The organism is Erythrobacter sp. (assembly GCF_035194505.1).
In the GTDB taxonomy this organism is placed as follows: domain Bacteria; phylum Pseudomonadota; class Alphaproteobacteria; order Sphingomonadales; family Sphingomonadaceae; genus Erythrobacter.
In genome coordinates, this window is record NZ_CP136573.1 from 2,513,591 (window position 1) to 2,534,331 (window position 20,741).

Sequence of the window (20,741 nt, forward strand, 5' to 3'; positions counted from 1 at the left end):
CCCAGTCTGCCCACCATGAACCGACCTCTTCGCCCCTCCGGCCCGGCCCGCATCCGGCTGGCAAGCTACAATATCCGCAAGGGTGTGGGCACGGATCGCACCCGCAATCCGCTGCGCATCTGCAAGGTGCTGGCCGAGATCGACGCCGATATCATCTGCCTGCAAGAGGCCGATCGCCGCTTCGGCAGCCGCGCCTCGGTGCTGCCGCCGGTGCTGCTCGAACATCACAGCGATTACGTTGCTGTGCCGCTGGATGTGCAAGGGGATTCGATGGGGTGGCACGGCAATGCCATCCTCGTGCGGCGCGGGATGGAGGTGCTCTCGCACGACATCATCCACATCCCCTATCTCGAACCGCGCGGGGTGGTGACCGCCACCATCGCCACAAGGCTGGGGCCGGTGAGCGTGTTCGGGATGCATCTCGATCTGTCGGGCCTGTGGCGGCTGCGGCAGGCGCGGGTGATTGCCGAGCTGGCGGCCAAGGCGCGTGCCGAGCGGGCGACGGTGCTAATGGGGGATCTCAACGAATGGCGGCGCACATCGGGCACCCTGCGCGAATTTTCCCGCCACTTTGCGGTGCTCGATTGCGGGCCGAGTTTCCATGCCCGCGCGCCGGTTGGCGAGCTTGACCGGATCATGCATTGCGCAAGCCTGACGCTGGAGGCCTGCGGCGTCCACCGCACCCCGCTGGCGAGCACGGCTTCGGATCACCTGCCCGTCTGGGCCGACCTCAAGATCGTCCGCAAGCCACCACGAAGCAGTTGACGCGCCCGCGCCAATCATGGCAAGCGCGCCGCGCACCAGATGCGGGTGTAGCTCAATGGTAGAGCAGAAGCTTCCCAAGCTTACGACGAGGGTTCGATTCCCTTCACCCGCTCCACTCTCTTGAAAAGCCGCAGAAGTCCCCCGTTCCGGAGGCGGTCATGCGCAGGGTTCGGCGGCACGCCGGGGCTTCTGCGCAAGCTCTCGCTGCGAAAGCGGGCCGCGTGACGGGGCTGGGGCATTTGACCGATCGCTGTTGCCAGTGAGCCGGATGTGGCCCAAGATTGCTGCGCCGGACGCGTTTTCGGTGACCGGCTGAAGGGGAACTTCCGGCGATGCTTATCCGCGATCTTGGCATCATTCCTGCCCGCAAGGCACCTGACGGGGCAGGCGAGGCGAGCCCGCTCGTCAATCTCAGCCGCCGCGGCTTCATGGGCGGGACGGGGCTGTTCGTCCTCGGCGTGACGCTGGCGGGGTGCTCCAGCTATGTCGAGCCCGACATCGACGCCGATGCCTTCAACCTCAAGGACCCCGGCCCCAGCCCGCTGACCGGCGTGAAGGGCGGGGATGCGACCCCGGCCCTGTGGATCGCGATCGAGCGCGACGGGACAGTCAAGATCACCTGCCACCGTTCGGAAATGGGCCAGCAGACCTGGACCGCGATGGCGCAGATCGTCGCCGACGAGCTCGAGGCCGAGTGGGACAAGGTGCAGATCGTGCAGGCCGAAGGGCACGAGCGCTATGGCGACCAGAACACCGACGGCTCGCGCTCGGTGCGGTTCAATTTCCACCGCCTGCGCGTGGCAGGCGCGGCGATGCGGCAGATGCTGGTGGCAGCGGCCGCGCTCTACTGGAAGCTGCCGGTCGAGCAATGTTCGGCGGAAGCCGGGCTGGTCAGCAACACGCAGAACAGCGACACCCTGTCCTACGGCAATCTCGCCGAACTGGCGGGCAAGCTGGCAATTCCTGCCGAGCCGCAGATCAAGCTGAAGACCCCCAAGGAATGGCGCTATATCAGCGCGGAAATCCCCTCGCTGACCGTGCCGCGCATCGTCACGGGCGACAGCACCTACGGGATCGATGTGAAGCGTCCCGGCATGGTCCATGCCGTGGTCGCCCGCCCGCCGCAGCTGTTCGGCAAATTGGGCAGCGTCAATGATGCCAAGGCGCTGGCGGTGCCGGGCGTGCTGCGGACCGTGCGTCTGCCTGATGCCAAGCCCCCTGCGCTGTTCCAGCCGCTGGGCGGGGTTGCCGTGGTGGCGCGCGACACATGGGCGGCCATTGAAGGCCGCCGTGCGCTGGAGATCACATGGCAGGGTGGCCCCAATGCGGGTTACGATTCGGAAAGCTTCGCCAAGCAGATGCAGGCCACCGCCAAACGCCCCGGCAAGGTGCGCCGCGCGCGCGGGGATGTGGCTGCGGCGCTCGCAGCGGCGGACAAGCGGATTTCGGCTGAATATTACGCCCCGCACCTCGGCCAGACCCCGATGGAGCCGCCGAGCGCGACCGCCGAATGGGATGGCGACAAGCTCGAATGCTGGGCCTGCGTGCAGGATCCGCAGAGCACCCGCGATACCCTCGCCGAGGCACTGGGGATCGACAAGACCAAGATCAAGGTCACGCCGACATGGCTTGGCGGTGCCTTCGGGCGCAAGTCCAAGCCCGATTTCGTGATCGAGGCCGCGTTGATCGCGCGCGAGGTGGGCAAGCCGGTCAAGGTCACCTGGACCCGCGAGGACGATATCCGCCACGGCTATTACCACACGGCGAGCGCGCAATATTGCGAGGCGGGGCTCGACAAGACCGGCAAGTGCACCGCGTGGCTGCACCGCACGGTCTTCCCGCCGATCAGTTCCACCTTCGACAATACCGTCAGCGAGCCAAGCGATGGCGAAATGGGCATGGGGGCAAGCGATGTGCCCTTCGTCACCCCCAATCTCAGGGTCGAATCCGGCAATGCCAAGGGGCAGGTCCGCATCGGCTGGCTGCGCTCGGTCGCCAATATCTACCACGCCTTCGCGGTGCAGAGCTTCGCTGCCGAATGCGCCCATGCCGCGGGGCGCGACCAGAAGGACTATCTGCTCGAACTGATCGGGCCGCCGCGCACCATCGATCCCGAGGCCGAAGGCGCGACCTATGGCAATTACGGGGCGGAACTCGCCGAATATCCGATCGACACCGGCCGCCTGAGGCAGGTGGTCGAGAAAGCTGCCGCGATGGCCAAGTGGGGGCGCAAGCTGCCCAAGGGCCACGGCCTCGGCATTGCGGTCCACCGTTCGTTCCTGAGCTATATCGCAACCGTCGTTGAAGTCGCGGTGAAGGCCGATGGCTCGATCACCATTCCCGGTGTCTGGCTGGCGGTGGATGCGGGCACCGTCGTCAACCCGCGCCACGTGCGCGCGCAGATGGAGGGCGGGACGATCTACGGCCTCTCGAACGCGCTCTACGGGCAGATCACGGCGAAGAACGGCGCGGTGGTGCAGGACAATTTCCCGAGCTGGCGGCTGCTGCGCATGAACGAGGCACCGCGCGAATTCGCGGTCGAGATCATCACATCCGCCGCGCTCCCCGGCGGGGTGGGTGAACCGGCGACCCCGCCTGCCGCCCCGGCGCTCGCCAATGCGATCTTCGCCGCCACCGGACACCGCCTACGCAGCCTGCCCCTGATCGGGCCGGAGGGCAGCAAGCTCAAGCTGCCCACGCAGCCGCCCGTGCAGAAGAAGGGATAGACCATGGCCATTACCCTCACCATCAACGGGAAAAAGCAGAGCGTCGACGCCGCGCCCGGCACGCCGCTCCTGTGGGTGCTGCGCGATCATCTCGGGCTGACCGGCACCAAGTTCGGCTGCGGCGTCGCGCAATGCGGGGCCTGCACCGTCCATGTCGACGGCTCGCCCACCCGCGCCTGCATCACCCCGCATGATGCGCTCGAAGGCACCGAGATCACGACGATCGAAGGCGTCGCGGGCGATGCTGCCGAGGCGATCCGCAAGGCGTGGATCGCCAATGACGTGCCCCAGTGCGGCTATTGTCAGGCGGGGCAGATCATGGCCGCCGCCGCCCTGCTGACGGAGAACCCTTCGCCCGATGATGCCGCAATCGACGATGCGATGAGCGGCAACCTGTGCCGCTGCGCCACCTACATGAGCATCCGCCGCGCGATTCTGGAAGCCGCCGCGACGCTGTAATCGCTGCGGCGGCTGCCGGGGTCTATTCCCTGATCCGCTTGGGCTTGGCGATGGTCTGCGCCCTGATGGCCTTGGCGCCGAACGGCAGGCGGTGCCACTGCTTGGCCGCATAGGCGCGGGTCTGGTCGGCGGCATGGGGCGAGGCCGGATCGGTCGACTGCGAATAGCTCAGGATCGCGTCCGCCACGGGTCCGGTATCGTCGAAGGTGACGATCTGGATGTAGCTGGTCCCATGGCGCGGCACGAGCTTGCCGTTCGGCTCGCGATCGGATTCCTGCATGTTGAGGATGCCGAGCCCGCCCGGGCCGCCGTGGATCGGGATCGCCGCGTTGCCGGCCATCACCAGCTGTTCGTCCCCCCAGCGCGCATCGAGCGCCTGGCCCGCCTGCTCCATCGCGGAGACGGTCGCGGCGAGGGCTTCGAGCAGCTTGGCACCCGTCTCGCCCTCGGTGGCGAGGTCACGCGGGGTGGTGACGGGCTGCGCCGCGTCGAACGGCACCGCCCACAGTCCCTTGATCCGCTCGGCCTGCGGCCAGAAGGCGCGGAACAGGCGTGCGCCGCGACTGTCGGCCTCGAACCGCCGGTCCCACTTGGCCAGCGCCGCGCAGCCGCGCGCTGCTGCGCCTTCGGCCTTGGCGCACAGGGTCAGCAATTCGGGCATGGCGAGATCTGCCGCGAGGCTCTTGTTGGCAAAGGCCATCGCCTTCGCGCGCTCGTGATCCATCTTGCCCGCCGCCAGCGTCGCCGCGGTCTCGGTAAAGTTGGAGCGGGTGCGCAACGTGCGCGCGGTGCCATATTCACCAAGGATCGGCGACAGCTCGCGGTGCGGCATCGCCGGGTTGCTGATCCAGTAGCTGTCGTTGGAATTGGTGAGCCAGGTCTTCACGGTCGTGGCGGCCTGATCCTTCGCGGGCATCAGTCCGGGGACCGGGGTGCCTTCGGCCACATCCCAGTCGCAGGACGATTTGCTGCCGTCGAGCAGGATCGCGAATTCGGCGAACAGCCCCGCGATCGGGGTGGCGCAGGTCTTGGCCTTGGCGGCCGAGACGTTGGGCACCGCGGTGACATCGGCATGGAGCGCGTCGCCATGGCGGTCGGCGGCGATGGTGTTGACCCACGGGATACCGAGCGTCTCGGTCACAGCGGCCTTCACCTCGCCCACATTCCTCGCCTCGCCGATGCGGAGCCAGGTATCGACCCCGCGCTGGTTGCCGCGATTGGCATCCTTGAGCGCGAAGGCGCTCTGCCTGGTCCAGGCAATGCCGCGGCCCGGCACGATGAAGACCGGGCCGAAGCGGGTGGACCAGAGCGTGCGGGTGACCGCTGGCGTGCCTTGCGGCATCGGCACGGTCACGGTCTGGGCGTTCATCGCCTCGGACTTGCCGTCGACCATGTAGCGGGTCGGATCAGCCGGATCGAGCGCCAGCTGGTAGAGCGTGAAGTGCCGCGCCTCGGTGACGGTGTGGGTCCAGGCGATGTCCTTGTTGAAGCCCAGCGTCGGCATCGGCGTGCCCGCCAGGCCCACGCCCATCACCTCGTAGCCCTTGGGCCCCTTGACGTGCATCTGCCAGAAGCGATTGGGGCCCTTCCACGGAAAGTGCGGATTGCCGATCACCATGCCGCGCCCGCCGGCAGTCACATCGCCGCCGAAGGCCCAGCCATTGCTGCCCATCCCCAGTTCGCGCGGGTTGGGCAGGTTGATCGACACCTTGGGCGCAGCGCTGCCCGGCGGGGCGGCATTGGCGATTGCAGGAGCAAGGTTCAATGAACTGGCAAGCAGCATCTGCTTTTCATTGAGGCGCAGCATGTCGTCGGCGGTGATGGGCCGCACCCACGCCTTGCCGCGACATTCGGCAGGGATGCCATCGGCCCCGGCGTCCCTCAGAAAGCGGTTATAGCCCGCGACATAGCCCGCCATCAGATCCTGCGCCCGCGCACTCATGCCCTTGGCGCCATCGCGCAGGGCCGGCAGATCGATCACCGCGCGGAAGAACACATCGGACGAGAGATTATCGACCTGCTCGAAGCCCAGCGTCGCCTTGGCTTCCGGCCCGAAGTGGAGCGAGCGTTCACCCGCCACGGTCGCGAATTCCTCGGCCAGCAGGCACAGGTTGTCCTCGGCATAGGCATAGGCGACCCCGTAACCCACGCCGCGCCAGTCGCGCGCTTCGATATGCGGAATGCCGTAAGTGGTGCGGGTGATCCGCGCGTCGAAGCGGGGCTTGGCCTCGGCCACCGCAGGAACAAGGACCAGCGCGGCAAGGCTGCCGGCCAGAAGACATGATTTGCGCAACATGAAGGGCTCTCCCGATCCCGATTCTTCTCTCGGGCGAGAGGCTATGGGAAAGCGGCGCGCAAAGCAAAGGTGCCAAATAGAAGAGGGCGCCCGGCATGGTGCCGGACGCCCCCCTTTTTCATGTTCGCCCGATCAGAACGATGCGGTGATCGAGAACACCACGGTCGCATCCGAGATCGAATTGCCCGCCAGCGTGGCGAAGTTCGGACGGATGAGGTTGGCTTCGGCTTCCGAGATGTCGGTATCGACATAGGAGACCGACAGCGTGATGCCCGAGATCGGCACGATGTCCGCACCCAGCGACCAGTCGAAATAGGTGCCGGTCGGCGCGACGCTGGTGCCGTTGGGGCCAAGGCCGGGGTTGCCGTCCGAATAGCCGATGTGGGCCTTCAGCGTGATCGGTGCGCCATCGACGGCATAGGCCGCATCGCCCGAGAGGTAGAGGTTGTCTTCCTTGTCGCCCGGATTGGCCGGAGCGCCGACGGGGAACCAGTTGCCCAGCGCTTCCTGCTTGGGCGCATAGGCGACGCCCGCGGTGAGGCCGAGGCCGCCAACCGTGCCCGAAAGCTTGGCGTAGAGTTCGGCGAAGTCGGTTTCGTCCGCGCCGCTCGGATACATGTACCAGGTGATGCCGGTGTCGAGCGTGCCTTCGCCCACGCCGAACTTGTAGCCGGCGATCAGGTCAAGCTCCATGTTGGCGCCGCCGAAGGTGCCCCAGCCCGAAAGGTTCGAGGCCCAGGTGCCGACATAGAAGCCGCTTTCGTGGCTCAGCGTGATGCCGCCCTGCACGGCCATGCTCTCGTCCGACTGCGAAACGCCGCGGAAGCGATAGTCCGAGGTGAGGGTGGCAGCGCCCGAGACGGTCCAGGCGGGCGTGTCTTCCGCCTCGTCCTGCGCCTTGGAAGCGGTATCAAGGTCGACCGGCTCGATCGCGCGAAGCGTGGCGGCGGTCTCTTCGGTATCCTGCTGGATGGCCGGACCGGTTTCGTCAGCTTCTGCGGCAAAGGCCGGAGCCGAGAAAGTGGCCAGGAGAGCGACGGCGGAAAGCGCCGAGGCGAAACGGATAGTCATAAGGAACGCTCCATGAAGAGGATTGGATCGTTCCGCCTGCGTGCCGTGCAGGTCCTGTTATCCGTGCCTGCGCCACTTTCAAAAGCGGCCGCCGGGCGCGAATCTGGTTCCCGTCACTGGACAGACAAACCATACGCCTATTGTGCAAGCGCACAAAGGTTATGTGACAGGCCGCTCGAATATTCGGTTATTGCGTGTCAAACTTGCATCACATGCACACAAATGCTCAGCGGCGAAATCCGTCGTTTGCGGGGGGTGGCCGCGGGATGCCCCTCAGGAGTGATCCGGAGGGGCGTGCCGGGCGCCGCCAGCCGTCACTCCCCGCTGCGCAGGCTCTCCATGTCGATGACGAAGCGGTACTTGATGTCGCTCGCCTCCATCCGGTCATAGGCTGCGGCGATGTCCTGCATGCGGATGATCTCGATCTCGGGCAGGATGTTCTTTGCGGCGCAGAAATCGAGCATCTCCTGCGTTTCGGCGATCCCGCCGATGCCGCTGCCGGTTAGCACCTTGCGACCGAGGAACACGCCGCTGTGCATTTCGGGCATCATGTCGATCATGCCGACCAGCACCTGCACCCCGTCGATCCGCAACAGGTGGAGGTAGGGCGTGACATCATGGCGCACGGGGATGGTGTTCAGCACCATGTCGAAAGTGCCGCGCGCCGCCTTCATCGCCTCCTTGTCATCGGTGTTGAGGAAGGCATGGGCGCCCAGTTTCTCGGCGTCGGCGCGCTTGCTTTCCGAGCGGGACAGCACGGTCACCTCAGCGCCCATCGCCGCGGCGAGCTTCACCCCCATGTGCCCGAGCCCGCCAAGCCCGGCGACTGCGACCTTGCTGCCCGGGCCGACTTTCCAGGTGCGCAGCGGCGAATAGGTGGTGATCCCGGCGCACAGCAGCGGCGCGGCTTCGGCCATCGGCAGGCTGTCGGGCACCTTGAGCACGAACTCTTCTCTGGCCACGATCCGTTCGGAATAGCCGCCATAGGTTGGCGATCCGTCGCGCCGGTCCTTGCCGTTATAGGTGCCGGTCATCCCGCCGCTGAGGCAATATTGTTCGAGGTCGGCCTCGCAGTGGCGGCATTCCATACAGCCATCGACCATGCAGCCGATCGCCACGCGGTCGCCGACCTTGTGGCGGGTGACGCTCTCGCCGACCGCGCTGACGATGCCGACGATCTCGTGCCCAGGCACGATCGGATAGACTGTGCCGCCCCAATCGTTGCGGGCCGAGTGCAGATCGGAATGGCAGATGCCGCAGTGGGTGATCTCGATCAGCACATCGTCATGGCGCAGGCCCCGCCGGGTGATCTGCATCGGCCCGACGCCGCTGTCGGGCGCGGTCGCGCCATAGGCCTTGGTCGGGTATTCGTTGGTCTGGGTAGCCATTCAACCTCTCCTGAGAAGCACTGGTTCGGGCCCGAAGGGTCCGCAAGGGCGCCAATATCCTTAGGCGCCCGCCGGCCGGTAGGCCGCCCCCGCGGAGGCGTTGGCGCAGCCGACTAGCCGCGAGCGATTATTTGGGAGGCATCCGGATCGCCCCGTCGAGGCGGAACTGGTGGCCGTTGATGTAGCTGTTGCGCGCGATCTCCAGCACCAGCGAAGCGAATTCCTCCGGCTCTCCGAGGCGCTTGGGGAAGGGAACGCTCGCATTGAGCTGCGCCCACATCGGCGGGTTCCTGTCCTTCATCCCCAGCATCAGCGGCGTGGCGAAGATGCCCGGCATGACCGAGTTCACACGGATGCCGAGGTCCATCAGATCGCGCGCCATGGGGAGGACGAGGCCGTTCACCCCCGCCTTGCACGAGCCGTAGATCACCTGGCCCACCTGCCCGTCCTGCGCCGCGACGCTGGCGGTGAGGATGATGCTCCCACGCTCGCCATCCGCGTTCACCGGATCGGCATTGGCCATGCCCAGCGCCGAGATGCTGGCGACGCGGTAACTGGCGACGAGGATGCCCTCGGCCCCGAAGGCATAGTCCTCGGTGGAGAGGCGCTTGTAGCCGCCGCTTTCCTTGTCCCAGCCCAGCGTCTTGCCGCGCCGGCTGGCCATCGCGCAGTGCAGCGTCACGCGCTCCTGCCCGTGGGCGGCACGCGCGGCGGCAAAGCCGGCCTCGACGCTGGCCTCGTCCATGATGTCGACATGGTGGAAGGTGCCGCCGATGTCCTTGGCTTGCGCCTCGCCGGCCTCGTCATTGATGTCGAAAATGGCGACCTTCATGCCTGCTGCGGCAAAGGCGGCAGCGCTGGCCTTGCCCAGCCCGCTCGCCCCGCCGGTGACCACGGCGGCCATGCCCGGTTCAATCTTCATGGGTCCTCTCTCCCTATGTGCTTTTGCCTCTGGCTAGGCGGTTCGGCGGCAGCGCGCTAGCTGTTCAATTGCAGCATTTGCCCCGGAGTGATTTTGCTGCGCCGTCCCAAATCTGTCATTCCGCAAGCCTAGGCGCAGGCGAGGATAGAATTACAGAAAGACCTGCCATGACGATCCGCCCCTTCGCCGCTTTTGCCCTGCTCGCGTCGGGTCTGGCGAGCGCCTGCGCCACCGTCCCGCCTGCGATCATGGGCGATCCGGCAGTCACCGTCACCGCCGCCGCCCAGACCCCGCCGGTCGGCACGGCGCGCGAGGATGCGGCGGACGATCCGGCGATCTGGCGCGACCCCGCCAATCCCGCCGCCAGCCTCGTGGTCGGCACGGATAAGAAGGGCGGGCTTTACGTCTATGATCTGAAGGGCGCGCAGAAGAGCTTTTTGCCGGCGCCGGGGCTCAACAATGTCGATCTGGTCGAACTGCCGGACGGCACGGTGCTGGCCATCGCCAGCGACCGCAGCAACCTTGCCACCGGTCAGCTATTCATCGCCCGGCTCGACACCGCGACCGGCACACTCGCCTTTGTCACCCGCGTCGCCGTGGGCGCGGGCGAGGGTTACGGCGTGTGCGGCGGGACGGTCGAGGATGATGGCTCGTTCACGGTCTACAGCGCCTTCAAGAGCGGGGCGATCTACCGCACCGGGCTCCAATTCATCGGCGGAACGCTGGCCGACCAGACCGAGCTTTTGAACAAGGTGCCGACCCAGACCGAAGGCTGCATCTACGATCGCCGCTCCGGCATGCTCTATATCGGCGAGGAGGATGTCGGGATCTGGGCGATGTATGGGCGGTTCGAAGGTGGGGCGGAAAACCGCAGGCTGGTTGCCCCGATCGACAACAAGGTGCTGGTCGCCGATGTCGAGGGCCTCGCCATTGCGCCCGAGGGGGAGGACGGCGGCTATCTCGTAGCCTCCAGCCAAGGCGACAATGCCTATGCCGTGTTCCGCCTGCCCGACATGACGCCCGCTGGCCGTTTCCGCATCGCGGCAGGCACCTTCGGCAGCGTCGAGGAAACCGACGGGATCGAACTCGACAACCGCGACTTCGGGCCGGATTTTCCGGGAGGCCTGTTCATCGCGCAGGACGGGATGAACGCTCCGCAGGCGCAGAATTTCAAATATGCGCGCTGGGACGATATCCTTGCTGCACTCAGCGCGGGGCGGTAACCAGAGAGCCATGACCATGATCACGCAGGACCGCCGCCGCTTCCTCGGCGCCACCGCCACCGCCTTTGCCGCGCTTGCCGCAAGTGGCTGCATGACCAACGGGGGCAGCCCCGCCGCGCGCGGAGCCACGAGGGGCAGCTTTGCGGGCTATGGCGCTCTGAAGCCCGATCCGGCGGGGCTGCTCGATCTGCCTGAGGGCTTTTCCTACCGCGTCCTCTCGCGCCTTGGCGATGCGATGGACGATGGCGGCACCGTGCCTGACCGCGCCGACGGGATGGGCTGCTTCGATCTCGGGAACGGGGAAATCGCGCTGGTGCGCAATCATGAATTGCAGCCCACGCATGGCGCGGGCGGGCCGATCGCCAAGGGCTTTGGCAAGCGCAATGGCGTGTTCGTGCCGGGCGGCACCACCACCATCGTGCTCGATGCCGCCAGCCTCAAGGTCAAGCGCCAGTTCCGCAGCCTTGGCGGGACGATCCGCAATTGTTCGGGCGGGGTTACGCCGTGGGGCACCTGGCTGACCTGCGAGGAAGCCCCCACCGGCCCCGGCCAGCGCTATGGCGACGGGCTCGAGAAGAACCACGGCTGGGTGTTCGAAGTGCCTGCCAGCGCGCGCGGGCTGGTTGATCCCGTGCCGCTGACAGCGATGGGGCGCTTCAATCACGAAGCCGCCTGCGTCGATCCGGCTACGGGCATCGTCTACCAGACCGAGGACCGCGACGATTCGGTGCTCTATCGTTTCATCCCCAAGGTGCCCGGCAAGATGGCCGAGGGTGGCCGCCTTCAGGCGATGGTGATCGAGGGGCTGGCCGATACCCGCAACTGGAATTCCCCCGCCATGCCGGTGGGCAAGCCTTTCCGCGTATCATGGGTCGATCTTGACGATGTCGAAGCGCCCAAGGACGATCTGCGCCAGCGGGCCGTGGCCAAGGGCGCGGCGCTGGTGGCGCGGGGCGAGGGGCTGCACATGGGCGTGAAGCGCGGCAAGGCCGAGGTCTTCGCCTGCTGCACCAGCGGCGGGGCCAAGCAATTGGGCCAGATCCTGAAGCTCACCCCCGGCAATGCGGGCAAGCCTGACATGGTCGAGCTGTTCTTCGAAAGCGAGAGCACCGCGCAGTTCAATTATGGCGACAACCTCACCGTTGCCCCCTCCGGCCACCTGATCGTGTGCGAGGACCAGTATACCGATGTGGTCGACAACCACATCCGCGGGATCACCCCTGAAGGCCGCGCCTATGATGTGGCGCGGCTCAAGGCGCAGACGGAACTCGCCGGCGGGTGCTTCTCGCCCGATGGCAAGGTGCTGTTCGTCAATATCTACGCGCCGACCGCGACCGTGGCGATCACCGGGCCGTGGGTGGCCTGACGCGCCGACGGCACTGACGGCGCGCGTATGGCGAGCTTCCTTTTCGCGCTGCTGCTGGTCTTCGCAGCCTCGCTGGGCGGGCGCGACCAGTGGCTGGTGGCGCGTTTCTCCGATGCGCTGGGGCAAAGCCTTCCGCTGCTGCTGACGGCCATGGCCTCGGCTGCGCTGCTGGCAGGGGTGATGGCGTGGGTGGGAGCAGGCTTTGCCGCGCAATTGCCCGCGCGCGCCGCGCAGATGCTGGTCGCCTTCGCGCTGGCGCTGGCGGCGGCGGAACTCACGTGGCCGGTAAAGAGCGCCGCGCCGCAGGAGCCGACCCGCTCGCTGGGGGCCTTCGCGATTGTGCTGGCGGCGCGGCAGGTGGGCGATGCGGCGCGCTTTGCGGTGTTTGCTCTTGCAGCGCAGGCGAGCCTTCCGGCCACCGCGGCGCTGGGTGGGGCGCTGGGCGGTGCGGGTGCGATTGCGCTCGGCTGGACGCTAGGAGGCGAGGGGCTGGCGCGCTGGCCGCTGCCGATCATCCGCCGCGTGCTCGCCGCTGGCCTGCTGGTCGCGGCGATCATCACCGGCCTGGGCGCGCGTTACGGCGCATAGCTATCCACATGTGCAAGCCATTGCCGGAGGGCGGGGGTTTGCTATCCTGCCGGAAATGCAGAACATCACCATCATCGAAGGCGCAGACAATGCCGCCATTGCCGACTGGCTCGAACGCACGCTTTCCGTCGCGCTTGCCCGGGAGGCGCTGACCGACAAGGACCCGCGTCACCGCGCCGTGGTGATCTCGGTTCCCGGCGGATCGACGCCGTTCCCGATCTTCGCCGAGCTTCTCACCCGCGCGCTCGATTTTGCCCGCCTGATCGCATGGCCCAATGATGATCGCATCGTGCCCGAGGATCATGACGCTTCGAACACCGGCAAGATCCGCGCGCTGTTTGCGCCTGCGGGCGCGCATGTCGTGGCGCTCTCCGAGGACATGGGCGTGCCGCATTTCGACCTCGTGTGGCTCGGCATGGGCGAGGACGGGCATATCGCCTCGCTGTTTCCCAACACCGATCCGCAGGTGGACGATCCTCAGGCGGTGCGCCGTCTCACCCCCGATCCGCTGCCGCCCCACGCGCCGTTTGACCGCATCACCCTGACGCTGCCGAGCCTGCTTGATACCTCCGAACTGATGTTCGTGATCCGGGGCGAGGACAAGCGCGCGGTGTTCGAGGCGGCGATGCGGGGGGACCATGATCTGCCCGTCGCACGCCTGCTCAAGGCGGCTGGTGCGCGCGGCATTCCGGTGACAGTCTTCACCTGATGCCCGCATTCCTGCCCGCACCGCTGCACCGCGCCCTTCTGCCGCTGGCGCATATCGTGCGGCACCGCTGGCGGCGCTGGCGCAAGGTGCCGATTGCGGGGGTGAGCATCGTCATCACCAATATCGCGGGCGATGTGCTGCTGCTGAAGCATTCCTACGGCCCTGCGGTCTGGGCGCTGCCGGGCGGCGGCCTGGCGCGCGGCGAGGATCCCGAGGCGGCCGCAAGGCGCGAGGTGCGCGAGGAGCTCGGCCTCACCCTGTCCCGCATCACCGCGATCGCGACGCTGGAAGAGGTGCTCTCGGGCTCGCCCCACACGGCCCATGTCTTTGCCGGGATCTGCGACGCTCACCCTCGCCCCGATGGCCGCGAGGTGATCGAGGCGCGCTTCTTCCCGACCCACTCCCTGCCCGAACCACTGGGCGAGACCACCCGCGCAAGGATCGCGGCCTGGCGGGCGCGGGAGACTGGGTGATTTAGAGTAACCGCAACTGCGCCTCGTCCCTTGGTGGTTTCTCGTCCTCCGCCCCTTCCAGCCCCGAGAGCGTCAGCCCCATCAGCCGGATCGGCCCGCGCAGGGGCAATTCCGCCTCCAGCAACCCGCTTGCAAGGCTGGCGAATTCTTCCTTCCCGCTGACCCAGTGCGGCACCGATGCGGCGCGGGTCATGATCTGGAAATCGGTGAACTTCATCTTGAGCGTCACCGTGCGGCCCTTGGCGCCCGAGGCCTCGATCCGCTCCCACACGATGTCGATGATATTGGCGAGCGTCTCGCGCAAAGCCGCGCCGCTGCCGATGTCCTCCGAGAAGGTCCGCTCCCCGCCGACCGACTTGCGGATCCGATGCGCCGCCACGGGGCGCAGATCGATGCCCCTTGCGGCGCGGAACAGATAGTCCGCCATGCTGCCGAAATGCGCACGCAGGAAGGCGATGTCCTTGGCCGCGAGGTCTGCGCCCGTCGCGATGCCGAGCTTCTGCATCTTCGCTTCCGCCTTCGGGCCGACCCCGTGGAACCGCCGGATCGGCAGCCCCGCCACGAACTGCGCGCCTTCACCCGGGCGGATGATGCACATGCCATCGGGCTTGTTCTGATCGCTCGCAAGCTTGGCGAGGAACTTGTTGTAGCTCACCCCCGCGCTTGCGGTGAGCTTCGTCTTGGCGCGGATCTCCTGCCGGATCAGCGTGGCGATGCGTGTGGCGCTGCCGATGCCGAGCCGGTCATCGGTAACGTCGAGGTAGGCCTCGTCGAGGCTCAGCGGCTCGATGATGGGGGTGTAATGCTCGAACACCCGGCGGATCTGGCGGCTGGCTTCCTTGTAAGCGTCAAAGCGCGGGCGCACGAAGACGAGATCGGGGCACAGCCGCTGCGCAGTGACCGAGGGCATGGCGCTTCTCACCCCGAACTTTCGCGCCTCGTAGCTGGCGGCGGCCACCACCCCGCGTCCACCCGCGCCGCCAACCGCCACCGGTTTGCCCCGAAGCTCGGGATTGTCGCGCTGTTCGACGCTGGCGAAGAAGGCATCCATGTCGACATGGATGATCTTCCTCAGCCCCAATTCCCCTGCGGGAGCTGCGGCCCCGTCATCGTCGCGGGAAGGCGCTTCGCTTGCCATGCGCACACAAATAGAACCTTGGCGCGCGCGAAGGAACTGTTGCTGGAACCAATCACCTGCCGTGCCATTTTGTGCACATGCGAAAAGAACAGTGGTCTTCGGGCGAACCCCTTGGCAATGGCCGCCCGATGGCCACCCAGCTTGCCCCTTCTTCCCCTGCTGCATCGCCCGCCCGCAAGGCCTTGGGCGAGCGTGAGCTGATGTGGATGATGGCGCTGCTGATGGCGCTGAACGCCTTCGGGATCGACGCGATCCTGCCCGCCCTCGATGCGCTGGCAGCCGATCTGTCGGTGAGCGGGAATGACCGGCAATTCGTGATCGGGGTCTATCTCCTCACCGCTGGCATGGGCGCGCTGGTGCCCGGCGCGCTGGCCGACCGTTTCGGACGGCGGCCGATCCTGCTGGGTTCGATCGCGGTCTATATCGTGCTCTCGGTGATGAGCGCGCTGGCGCCGACCTATGACGCGCTGATCGCGGTGCGCGGGTGCCAGGGCTTCTTTGCCGCAGGGATCGTCGCCCTGCCGCCCGCGATCATCCGCGACCGGGTGGGCGGCGACAAGATGGCGCGCATGATGAGCCTCATCTTCGTGATCTTCCTGATGGTGCCCGCCGTCGCGCCGACCGTGGGCGAGGCGATCCTGCAAGTGGGCAGCTGGCGGGCGATCTTCGGCTTCATGGCGGTGCTGGGCGTGGCGGTGGGTCTGTGGGTGCATCTGCGTCTGCCGGAAAGCCTTTCGGACGAAAACCGCCAGCCGATCATGCCGCGTATCATTCTCGCCAACATGGGCCGCGCGCTCGTGCTGCCGAGCGTGGCGGGCTACGTTATCGGCTCGGCGCTGGTGTTCGGCGCGCTGTTCGGCTTCATCAATTCCTCGCAGCAGCTGATCACCGAGACCTTCGGCGCGGGCGACATCTTCCCGCTGGTCTTCGCGATCTGCGCCGGGTCGATGGCGCTGGCGAGCTGGTCGAACTCGCGGATTGTCGAGCGGTTCGGCGCAAGGCGGGTGAGCCACGCGGCGCTGTTCGGCTTCATCATCGTCAGCGCCTGTCAGGTGATGTTCGCCTTCCAGCCAGAGGAGCACCTGTGGCACTTCGTCCCGCTGATGGCGATCAACATGGCCTTGCTCGGCTTCATCGGCAGCAATTTCGGCGCGATCGCGATGAACCCCTTCTTTGCCATCGCAGGCGCGGCGAGCTCTGCCCACGGCTTCGTGCGCATGACCACCGCGGCGCTGCTTGGCGGGGCGATCGGTTATGCCTTTGACGGCACGGCGCGGCCCCTCGCGCTGGCCCTGCTGGCGAGCGGACTTGTCTGCCTGGTGCTGGTGCTGTGGAGCGAGAAGGGCAAGCTGTTCGGGCCGAGCGACGCGGAACTTTCGCGCTGATATCGGTCGCGTTAGCGACCGCAAGGCCGACTGGCCGCCCGCGGCGACGCGACCTTCAGGTCGCATGAGCGAGGATTTCGCACCCCGGATGGGGTGCGGAACATCAAGATGCCCCCAACCGTCGCCAAGCCAGCCCCGCAAACTCGCAAAGCAGCGGCCGCGTGTCGCGCGGGTCGATGATGTCCTCGACGTTGAAGCGCTCGGCCGAGCGGAAGGGCGAGGTGACCTTGGCGAGCCTTGCGCGGATCTCCTCCAGCAAGGCTTGCGGGTCCTCGGCGGCCTCCAGCTCCGACTTGTAGGCGACCTCAAGGCCCCCCGCGATCGGCAGGCTCCCCCAGTCGCCGCTCGGCCAGCAATAGCGGTATTGATACCGCTCGGCATTGCTCATCGCGCTGCCCGCAATCCCATAGGCGCGGCGCAGCACGATGCTCGCCAGCGGCACGGTGGCGCGGTAGATCGCGTTCATCGCGTTCACCCCGTAGCGGATCGTCCCTGCCATCTCTGCCTCGCGACCGATCATGAAGCCGGGGTTGTCAACGAGATGGACGATGGGCAGGCGGAACTGGTCGGCGAGGCGCACGAAGCGTTCGACCTTCTCGGAGGTCTTGGCTTCCCATGACCCGCCGAGATAGGAGGGATCGCTCGCCACGACGCAGACCGGCCAGCCATCGAGCCGCGCAAAGGCGGTGATCGCGGCGCGGCCCCAGTGCTTGCCGATTTCGAACACCGTGCCGGTATCGAACAGCATCTCCATGCAGCGGCGCATCGCATAGACCTGTTTCGCATCATGCGGAACGAGGGATAGCAATGCTTCCTCGCGCCGGTCGGCGGGGTCGTGGCACTCGGCGCGGCGGGCAGGCTGGCCGACATATTCGGGCATGAAGCTGAGGAAATGCCGCGCGCGGGCGAAGGCCTCGGCCTCGCTCGCCACCTCGTCATCCACCACCCCGTTGCGGGTGTGGATCGCCGATCCGCCGAGCGCTTCCTTGGCTTCTTCGTGATTGGCCGCGCCGCCCTTGTAGGCCTCGCCCAGCCCGTCGACCACGGCAGGGCCGGCGGCGAAGATCTGCGAGAGGCCTTTGACCATGATCGAATAGTGGCTGGCGACCGTGCGCGCCGCGCCGAGGCCCGCCGTCGGCCCCAGCGCCAGCGCCACCACTGGCACGGTGTCGAGGTTGGTCACCACATCGCCCCAGCCGGGCACCGCCGGGATATAGGTCGCGCCGATCTGTTCGAGCGTCTTGACCGAACCGCCACCGCCGGTGCCGTCGATCATGCGGATGATCGGCATCTTCAACTGGTGCGCCATCATCTCGGCCTGCACCATTTTTCGCGCAATCCCCGCATCCGCCGCGCCGCCGCGGATGGTGAAATCGTCGGCTGTGGCGACCACGGGGCGGCCGTTGATCAGCGCCTTGCCGAAGAGGAAGGGGGCGGGGGTTACGCTGGCGAGGTCGCCATTGGCATCATATTTCGCGGAACCTGCAATCTTGCCGATCTCGCGGAAGGAGCCCTCGTCGCAGAGCGCCGCCAGCCGCGCGCGGGCGTCCATCTTCCCGCGCCCGTGCTGGCGGGCAACCTTGTCCGCGCCGCCCATCTGCTCGGCGAGAGCCTCGCGGGCGCGCAGTTCTTCGAGTTCCTTTTGCCAGCTCACAACCCACTCCCCGTTCGCCCTGAGCTTGTCGAAGGGCTGTCCTTCTTCTTTGGGGCTAACGCTAGAAGAAAGTGCAGGGCTTCGACAAGCTCAGGGCGAACGGGGAGGAATTATTCCGAAGCCGCTGGCACCACCTTCGCCAACACCGCATCAACCTGCACCTGCGCGCCTGCGCTCACAGTCAACCCCTCGACCACCCCGTCGAAGGGCGCGGTGAGGGCGTGTTCCATCTTCATCGCCTCGAGCACCAGCAGCCGCTGCCCGGCAGTGACGGCTTGGCCCTCGCTGACATCGACCGCGATGACCTTGCCCGGCATGGGTGCGATGATCGCGCCGTCTGCGGCGGAGGCTTGGCCGGTGCCGTCATTGCGATAGAGTGCAAACCGCCACGTCCTTCCTTCTTCGACCGTAAACAGGCCTTCGAGCGTGTGCAAAAACTCCTGTTGGAACTCGAAATCCTCGCCCTTCGGCAAGAGCGATAATTCAACCTCGTAGCGCTCGCCGTCTGCGCTGATGGCAATCTTCTGAACTTCAGCCGCATTCAGGCGAATACCTGAGGGCACGTCCCACAGCCCGATGAAGCCTTTGGTGTGGGCGGCGCCCAATGGAATCTCGTCCCGCAGCTTGCGAGCCGCGAGCGCGACCAAATCGGGGTGCGGTTTGGCTTCGGGGGCAAGGTCCTCGGCATAGCGTTCGATGAAACCTGTGGTGATGTTCCCGTCCCTGAAAGCGTCATGATCGAGCGCCTTGACGATGAACGCCGCGTTGGTCTTGACTGGCCACACCAGCGAATGCGCCATGGCATTGGAAAGACGCTCGATCGCCTCGTCACGGTCTGCCCCAATCGCGATGACCTTTGCGATCATCGGATCATAATAAGGATGGACGACGTCCTTAGGTTCCACGCCGGTGTCGATGCGCAGGTTTTCGTCCTCGTAGAAAGACGAAAAACGCCCAAGGTTCATCAACTCGATCTTGCCCGTGCTCGGCAAAAACCCCTTCGCCGGATCCTCCGCATAGAGCCGCGCCTCAATCGCATGGCCGTTGATCGACAGCTCGTCCTGCCGCTTGGGCAGCGGTTCGCCGCTTGCGACGCGCAATTGCCATTCGACCAGATCGACCCCGGTGATCTCCTCGGTGACGGGGTGTTCGACTTGCAGGCGGGTGTTCATCTCCATGAAGAAGATGCGGTCGGCGCGCAGGCCTTCGCTGGCATCGGCGATGAATTCGATCGTGCCTGCGCCCTCGTAATCGACCGCTTTCGCGGCGCGCACGGCGGCGGCGCAGATGGCTTCGCGGGTGGCGGCGTCCATGCCGGGGGCGGGGGCTTCCTCGATCACCTTCTGGTGGCGGCGCTGCAAGGAACAGTCGCGCTCGAACAGGTGGACGACGTTGCCTTGGGCATCGCCGAACACCTGCACCTCGATATGGCGGGGCGAGGTGATCCACTTTTCGAGCAGAACCTCGTCATTGCCGAAACTGGCCTTGGCCTCGCGGCGGCAGGATTCCAGCGCTGAGGCGAAATCGGCGGGGGCGTCGACCTTGCGCATCCCCTTGCCGCCGCCGCCCGCGACCGCCTTGATGAGGACGGGGTAGCCAATGGCCTCGGCCTCCGTGGTGAGCCGCTCGAGAGACTGGTCCGCGCCGAGATAGCCGGGGGTGACGGGAACGCCCGCCTCGATCATCCGCGCCTTGGCCGCGTCCTTCAGCCCCATCGCGCGGATGCTTGCAGGCTTGGGGCCTACCCAGATGATGCCCGCGTCCAGCACCGCCTGCGCGAAGTCGGCGTTCTCCGAGAGGAAGCCATAACCCGGATGGATCGCATCCGCGCCGGTCTGCTGGGCGGCCGCGATGATCTTTGCGCCGACCAGATAGCTTTCGGCAGCGGGGGAGGGGCCGATATGCACGCTCTCGTCGGCGCTGCGCACATGCAGCGCCTTGGCATCGGCATCGGAATAGACCGCGACCGTGGCAATCCCCATGGCGCGCGCCGTGCGCATGATGCGGCAGGCGATCTCGCCGCGATTGGCGATCAGGAGCTTGGTGATCATTGCGCGGGTGCCTCCGGCGCGCCGAGGGCAGTGCAGCGTTCGGGCAGTTCCATCGTGAAGCTGGTGTTGGCGACCTTCCATCCGCTTTCGGTTTTTACAAGGCTCAGCGAGTTGATCCCGCAATGGGTGGTCTTGCCGCCCGCCATGAAGCGATACGGCCCCCACACCTGCGCCATGTCGCCATCGACCAGCACGGCGGTGTAGATCATCCGCTCATCGAGGCCCGGCGGTGACTTGAGCCAGTTTTCGAGATGCTTGGCGACCGGCACGAACACCACTTCGGGCGCCGCCGGTTCCATCCGGTCATGGATGGTGATCATCCCCGCACCATCCATCTGGCGGGCGAGCGCGGTCTTGTCGTCGCTGCGCAGCGCGGCGAAGAAGGCGTCGGCGGCAGCGATGGCCTCTGCCGCGACGGGCGTGCGCTCGGGCGCAGTTTTGGCAGCGACAGGCGCCGCGGCAAGCAGCGCGGCAAGTGCGGAAATGGCTTTCATGCCTGCCGGATTAGCCCCGCCCTCCGTTCGTGT

17 protein-coding genes and 1 tRNA gene are annotated in these 20,741 nt (G+C 66.6%); 10 read left to right on the plus strand and 8 right to left on the minus strand.

The genetic code is table 11. From position 1 onward, the window contains the following. Positions 1-15: 15 nt before the first annotated feature. From RSE14_RS12355 to RSE14_RS12370, 4 genes are all read left to right on the plus strand, one after another. Positions 16-765: an endonuclease/exonuclease/phosphatase family protein gene (locus RSE14_RS12355; RefSeq protein ID WP_324074104.1), complete on the plus strand. Its 750-nt coding sequence runs from the start codon at positions 16-18 to the stop codon at positions 763-765. Between the two features lie 41 nt (positions 766-806). Continuing rightward, positions 807-880, plus strand: a tRNA-Gly gene (locus RSE14_RS12360). 217 nt (positions 881-1,097) lie between these two features. Continuing rightward, complete coding sequence (locus RSE14_RS12365) at positions 1,098-3,491, plus strand: xanthine dehydrogenase family protein molybdopterin-binding subunit (RefSeq protein ID WP_324074105.1); 2,394 nt, start codon at positions 1,098-1,100, stop codon at positions 3,489-3,491. A 3-nt stretch (positions 3,492-3,494) separates the two neighbouring features. Further along, entirely contained in the window at positions 3,495-3,950 is a 456-nt protein-coding gene (locus tag RSE14_RS12370) for a (2Fe-2S)-binding protein (RefSeq protein ID WP_324074107.1), read from the plus strand. Positions 3,951-3,972: 22 nt separating this feature from the next. Here the strand turns inward: RSE14_RS12370 and RSE14_RS12375 are convergent, their stop codons facing one another. The 4 genes from RSE14_RS12375 to RSE14_RS12390 form a co-directional block, all read right to left on the minus strand. Further along, positions 3,973-6,246, minus strand: a complete 2,274-nt coding sequence (locus RSE14_RS12375) for a penicillin acylase family protein (RefSeq protein ID WP_324074109.1) — start codon at positions 6,244-6,246, stop codon at positions 3,973-3,975. A 132-nt stretch (positions 6,247-6,378) separates the two neighbouring features. Beyond that, complete coding sequence (locus tag RSE14_RS12380) at positions 6,379-7,317, minus strand: TorF family putative porin (protein ID WP_324074111.1); 939 nt, start codon at positions 7,315-7,317, stop codon at positions 6,379-6,381. A 314-nt stretch (positions 7,318-7,631) separates the two neighbouring features. Beyond that, positions 7,632-8,705 (minus strand): NAD(P)-dependent alcohol dehydrogenase, encoded by a 1,074-nt coding sequence (locus RSE14_RS12385; protein WP_324074112.1) that lies wholly within the window; start codon positions 8,703-8,705, stop codon positions 7,632-7,634. Positions 8,706-8,832: 127 nt separating this feature from the next. Continuing rightward, complete coding sequence (locus RSE14_RS12390; protein WP_324074114.1) at positions 8,833-9,627, minus strand: SDR family oxidoreductase; 795 nt, start codon at positions 9,625-9,627, stop codon at positions 8,833-8,835. Positions 9,628-9,794: 167 nt separating this feature from the next. Between RSE14_RS12390 and RSE14_RS12395 the strand changes: the two genes are divergently transcribed. Genes RSE14_RS12395 through RSE14_RS12415 form a run of 5 tightly spaced genes read left to right on the plus strand, consistent with a single transcriptional unit; the run spans position 9,795 to position 13,986 of the window. Further along, positions 9,795-10,850 carry a phytase gene (locus tag RSE14_RS12395; RefSeq protein WP_324074116.1) on the plus strand — a complete coding sequence of 352 codons (1,056 nt, stop codon included), beginning with the start codon at positions 9,795-9,797 and terminating at the stop codon, positions 10,848-10,850. Positions 10,851-10,860: 10 nt separating this feature from the next. Continuing rightward, positions 10,861-12,216, plus strand: coding sequence for an alkaline phosphatase PhoX (locus tag RSE14_RS12400; RefSeq protein ID WP_324074117.1), 1,356 nt, complete (start codon positions 10,861-10,863; stop codon positions 12,214-12,216). 27 nt (positions 12,217-12,243) lie between these two features. After that, complete coding sequence (locus RSE14_RS12405) at positions 12,244-12,804, plus strand: hypothetical protein (protein ID WP_324074122.1); 561 nt, start codon at positions 12,244-12,246, stop codon at positions 12,802-12,804. 55 nt (positions 12,805-12,859) lie between these two features. Beyond that, complete coding sequence (locus tag RSE14_RS12410) at positions 12,860-13,513, plus strand: 6-phosphogluconolactonase (RefSeq protein ID WP_324074123.1); 654 nt, start codon at positions 12,860-12,862, stop codon at positions 13,511-13,513. Continuing rightward, positions 13,513-13,986, plus strand: coding sequence for an NUDIX hydrolase (locus tag RSE14_RS12415; protein ID WP_324074125.1), 474 nt, complete (start codon positions 13,513-13,515; stop codon positions 13,984-13,986). The genes RSE14_RS12410 and RSE14_RS12415 overlap by 1 nt, the downstream gene beginning before the upstream one ends. A gap of 1 nt (position 13,987) precedes the next feature. Here RSE14_RS12415 and dinB read toward each other — a convergent pair whose 3' ends face one another. After that, a complete protein-coding gene (gene dinB, locus RSE14_RS12420; RefSeq protein ID WP_324074127.1) occupies positions 13,988-15,124 on the minus strand; it encodes a DNA polymerase IV in 1,137 nt (378 codons plus the stop codon). Positions 15,125-15,252: 128 nt separating this feature from the next. Between dinB and RSE14_RS12425 the strand changes: the two genes are divergently transcribed. After that, a complete protein-coding gene (locus tag RSE14_RS12425; protein WP_324074130.1) occupies positions 15,253-16,509 on the plus strand; it encodes a multidrug effflux MFS transporter in 1,257 nt (418 codons plus the stop codon). 103 nt (positions 16,510-16,612) lie between these two features. Here RSE14_RS12425 and RSE14_RS12430 read toward each other — a convergent pair whose 3' ends face one another. From RSE14_RS12430 to RSE14_RS12440, 3 genes are all read right to left on the minus strand, one after another. Then, a complete protein-coding gene (locus RSE14_RS12430; protein WP_324074132.1) occupies positions 16,613-18,163 on the minus strand; it encodes an acyl-CoA carboxylase subunit beta in 1,551 nt (516 codons plus the stop codon). A 110-nt stretch (positions 18,164-18,273) separates the two neighbouring features. Further along, on the minus strand, positions 18,274-20,214 hold the full coding sequence (locus RSE14_RS12435; RefSeq protein ID WP_324074134.1) for an acetyl/propionyl/methylcrotonyl-CoA carboxylase subunit alpha: 1,941 nt from the start codon (positions 20,212-20,214) through the stop codon (positions 18,274-18,276). After that, a complete protein-coding gene (locus RSE14_RS12440) occupies positions 20,211-20,708 on the minus strand; it encodes a hypothetical protein (protein WP_324074136.1) in 498 nt (165 codons plus the stop codon). The genes RSE14_RS12435 and RSE14_RS12440 overlap by 4 nt, the downstream gene beginning before the upstream one ends. Positions 20,709-20,741: the final 33 nt, after the last annotated feature.

Bases quoted from the DNA above. Each gene is read 5' to 3' on its own strand.
- RSE14_RS12440 (WP_324074136.1), bottom strand. From the start codon at position 20,708: ATGAAAGCCATTTCCGCACTTGCCGCGCTGCTTGCCGCGGCGCCTGTC.
- RSE14_RS12365 (WP_324074105.1), top strand. From the start codon at position 1,098: ATGCTTATCCGCGATCTTGGCATCATTCCTGCCCGCAAGGCACCTGAC.
- RSE14_RS12355 (WP_324074104.1), top strand. From the start codon at position 16: ATGAACCGACCTCTTCGCCCCTCCGGCCCGGCCCGCATCCGGCTGGCA.
- RSE14_RS12415 (WP_324074125.1), top strand. From the start codon at position 13,513: ATGCCCGCATTCCTGCCCGCACCGCTGCACCGCGCCCTTCTGCCGCTG.
- RSE14_RS12405 (WP_324074122.1), top strand. From the start codon at position 12,244: ATGGCGAGCTTCCTTTTCGCGCTGCTGCTGGTCTTCGCAGCCTCGCTG.
- RSE14_RS12370 (WP_324074107.1), top strand. From the start codon at position 3,495: ATGGCCATTACCCTCACCATCAACGGGAAAAAGCAGAGCGTCGACGCC.
- RSE14_RS12400 (WP_324074117.1), top strand. From the start codon at position 10,861: ATGACCATGATCACGCAGGACCGCCGCCGCTTCCTCGGCGCCACCGCC.
- RSE14_RS12410 (WP_324074123.1), top strand. From the start codon at position 12,860: ATGCAGAACATCACCATCATCGAAGGCGCAGACAATGCCGCCATTGCC.
- RSE14_RS12375 (WP_324074109.1), bottom strand. From the start codon at position 6,246: ATGTTGCGCAAATCATGTCTTCTGGCCGGCAGCCTTGCCGCGCTGGTC.
- RSE14_RS12385 (WP_324074112.1), bottom strand. From the start codon at position 8,705: ATGGCTACCCAGACCAACGAATACCCGACCAAGGCCTATGGCGCGACC.
- dinB (WP_324074127.1), bottom strand. From the start codon at position 15,124: ATGGCAAGCGAAGCGCCTTCCCGCGACGATGACGGGGCCGCAGCTCCC.
- RSE14_RS12435 (WP_324074134.1), bottom strand. From the start codon at position 20,214: ATGATCACCAAGCTCCTGATCGCCAATCGCGGCGAGATCGCCTGCCGC.
- RSE14_RS12380 (WP_324074111.1), bottom strand. From the start codon at position 7,317: ATGACTATCCGTTTCGCCTCGGCGCTTTCCGCCGTCGCTCTCCTGGCC.
- RSE14_RS12425 (WP_324074130.1), top strand. From the start codon at position 15,253: ATGGCCACCCAGCTTGCCCCTTCTTCCCCTGCTGCATCGCCCGCCCGC.
- RSE14_RS12390 (WP_324074114.1), bottom strand. From the start codon at position 9,627: ATGAAGATTGAACCGGGCATGGCCGCCGTGGTCACCGGCGGGGCGAGC.
- RSE14_RS12395 (WP_324074116.1), top strand. From the start codon at position 9,795: ATGACGATCCGCCCCTTCGCCGCTTTTGCCCTGCTCGCGTCGGGTCTG.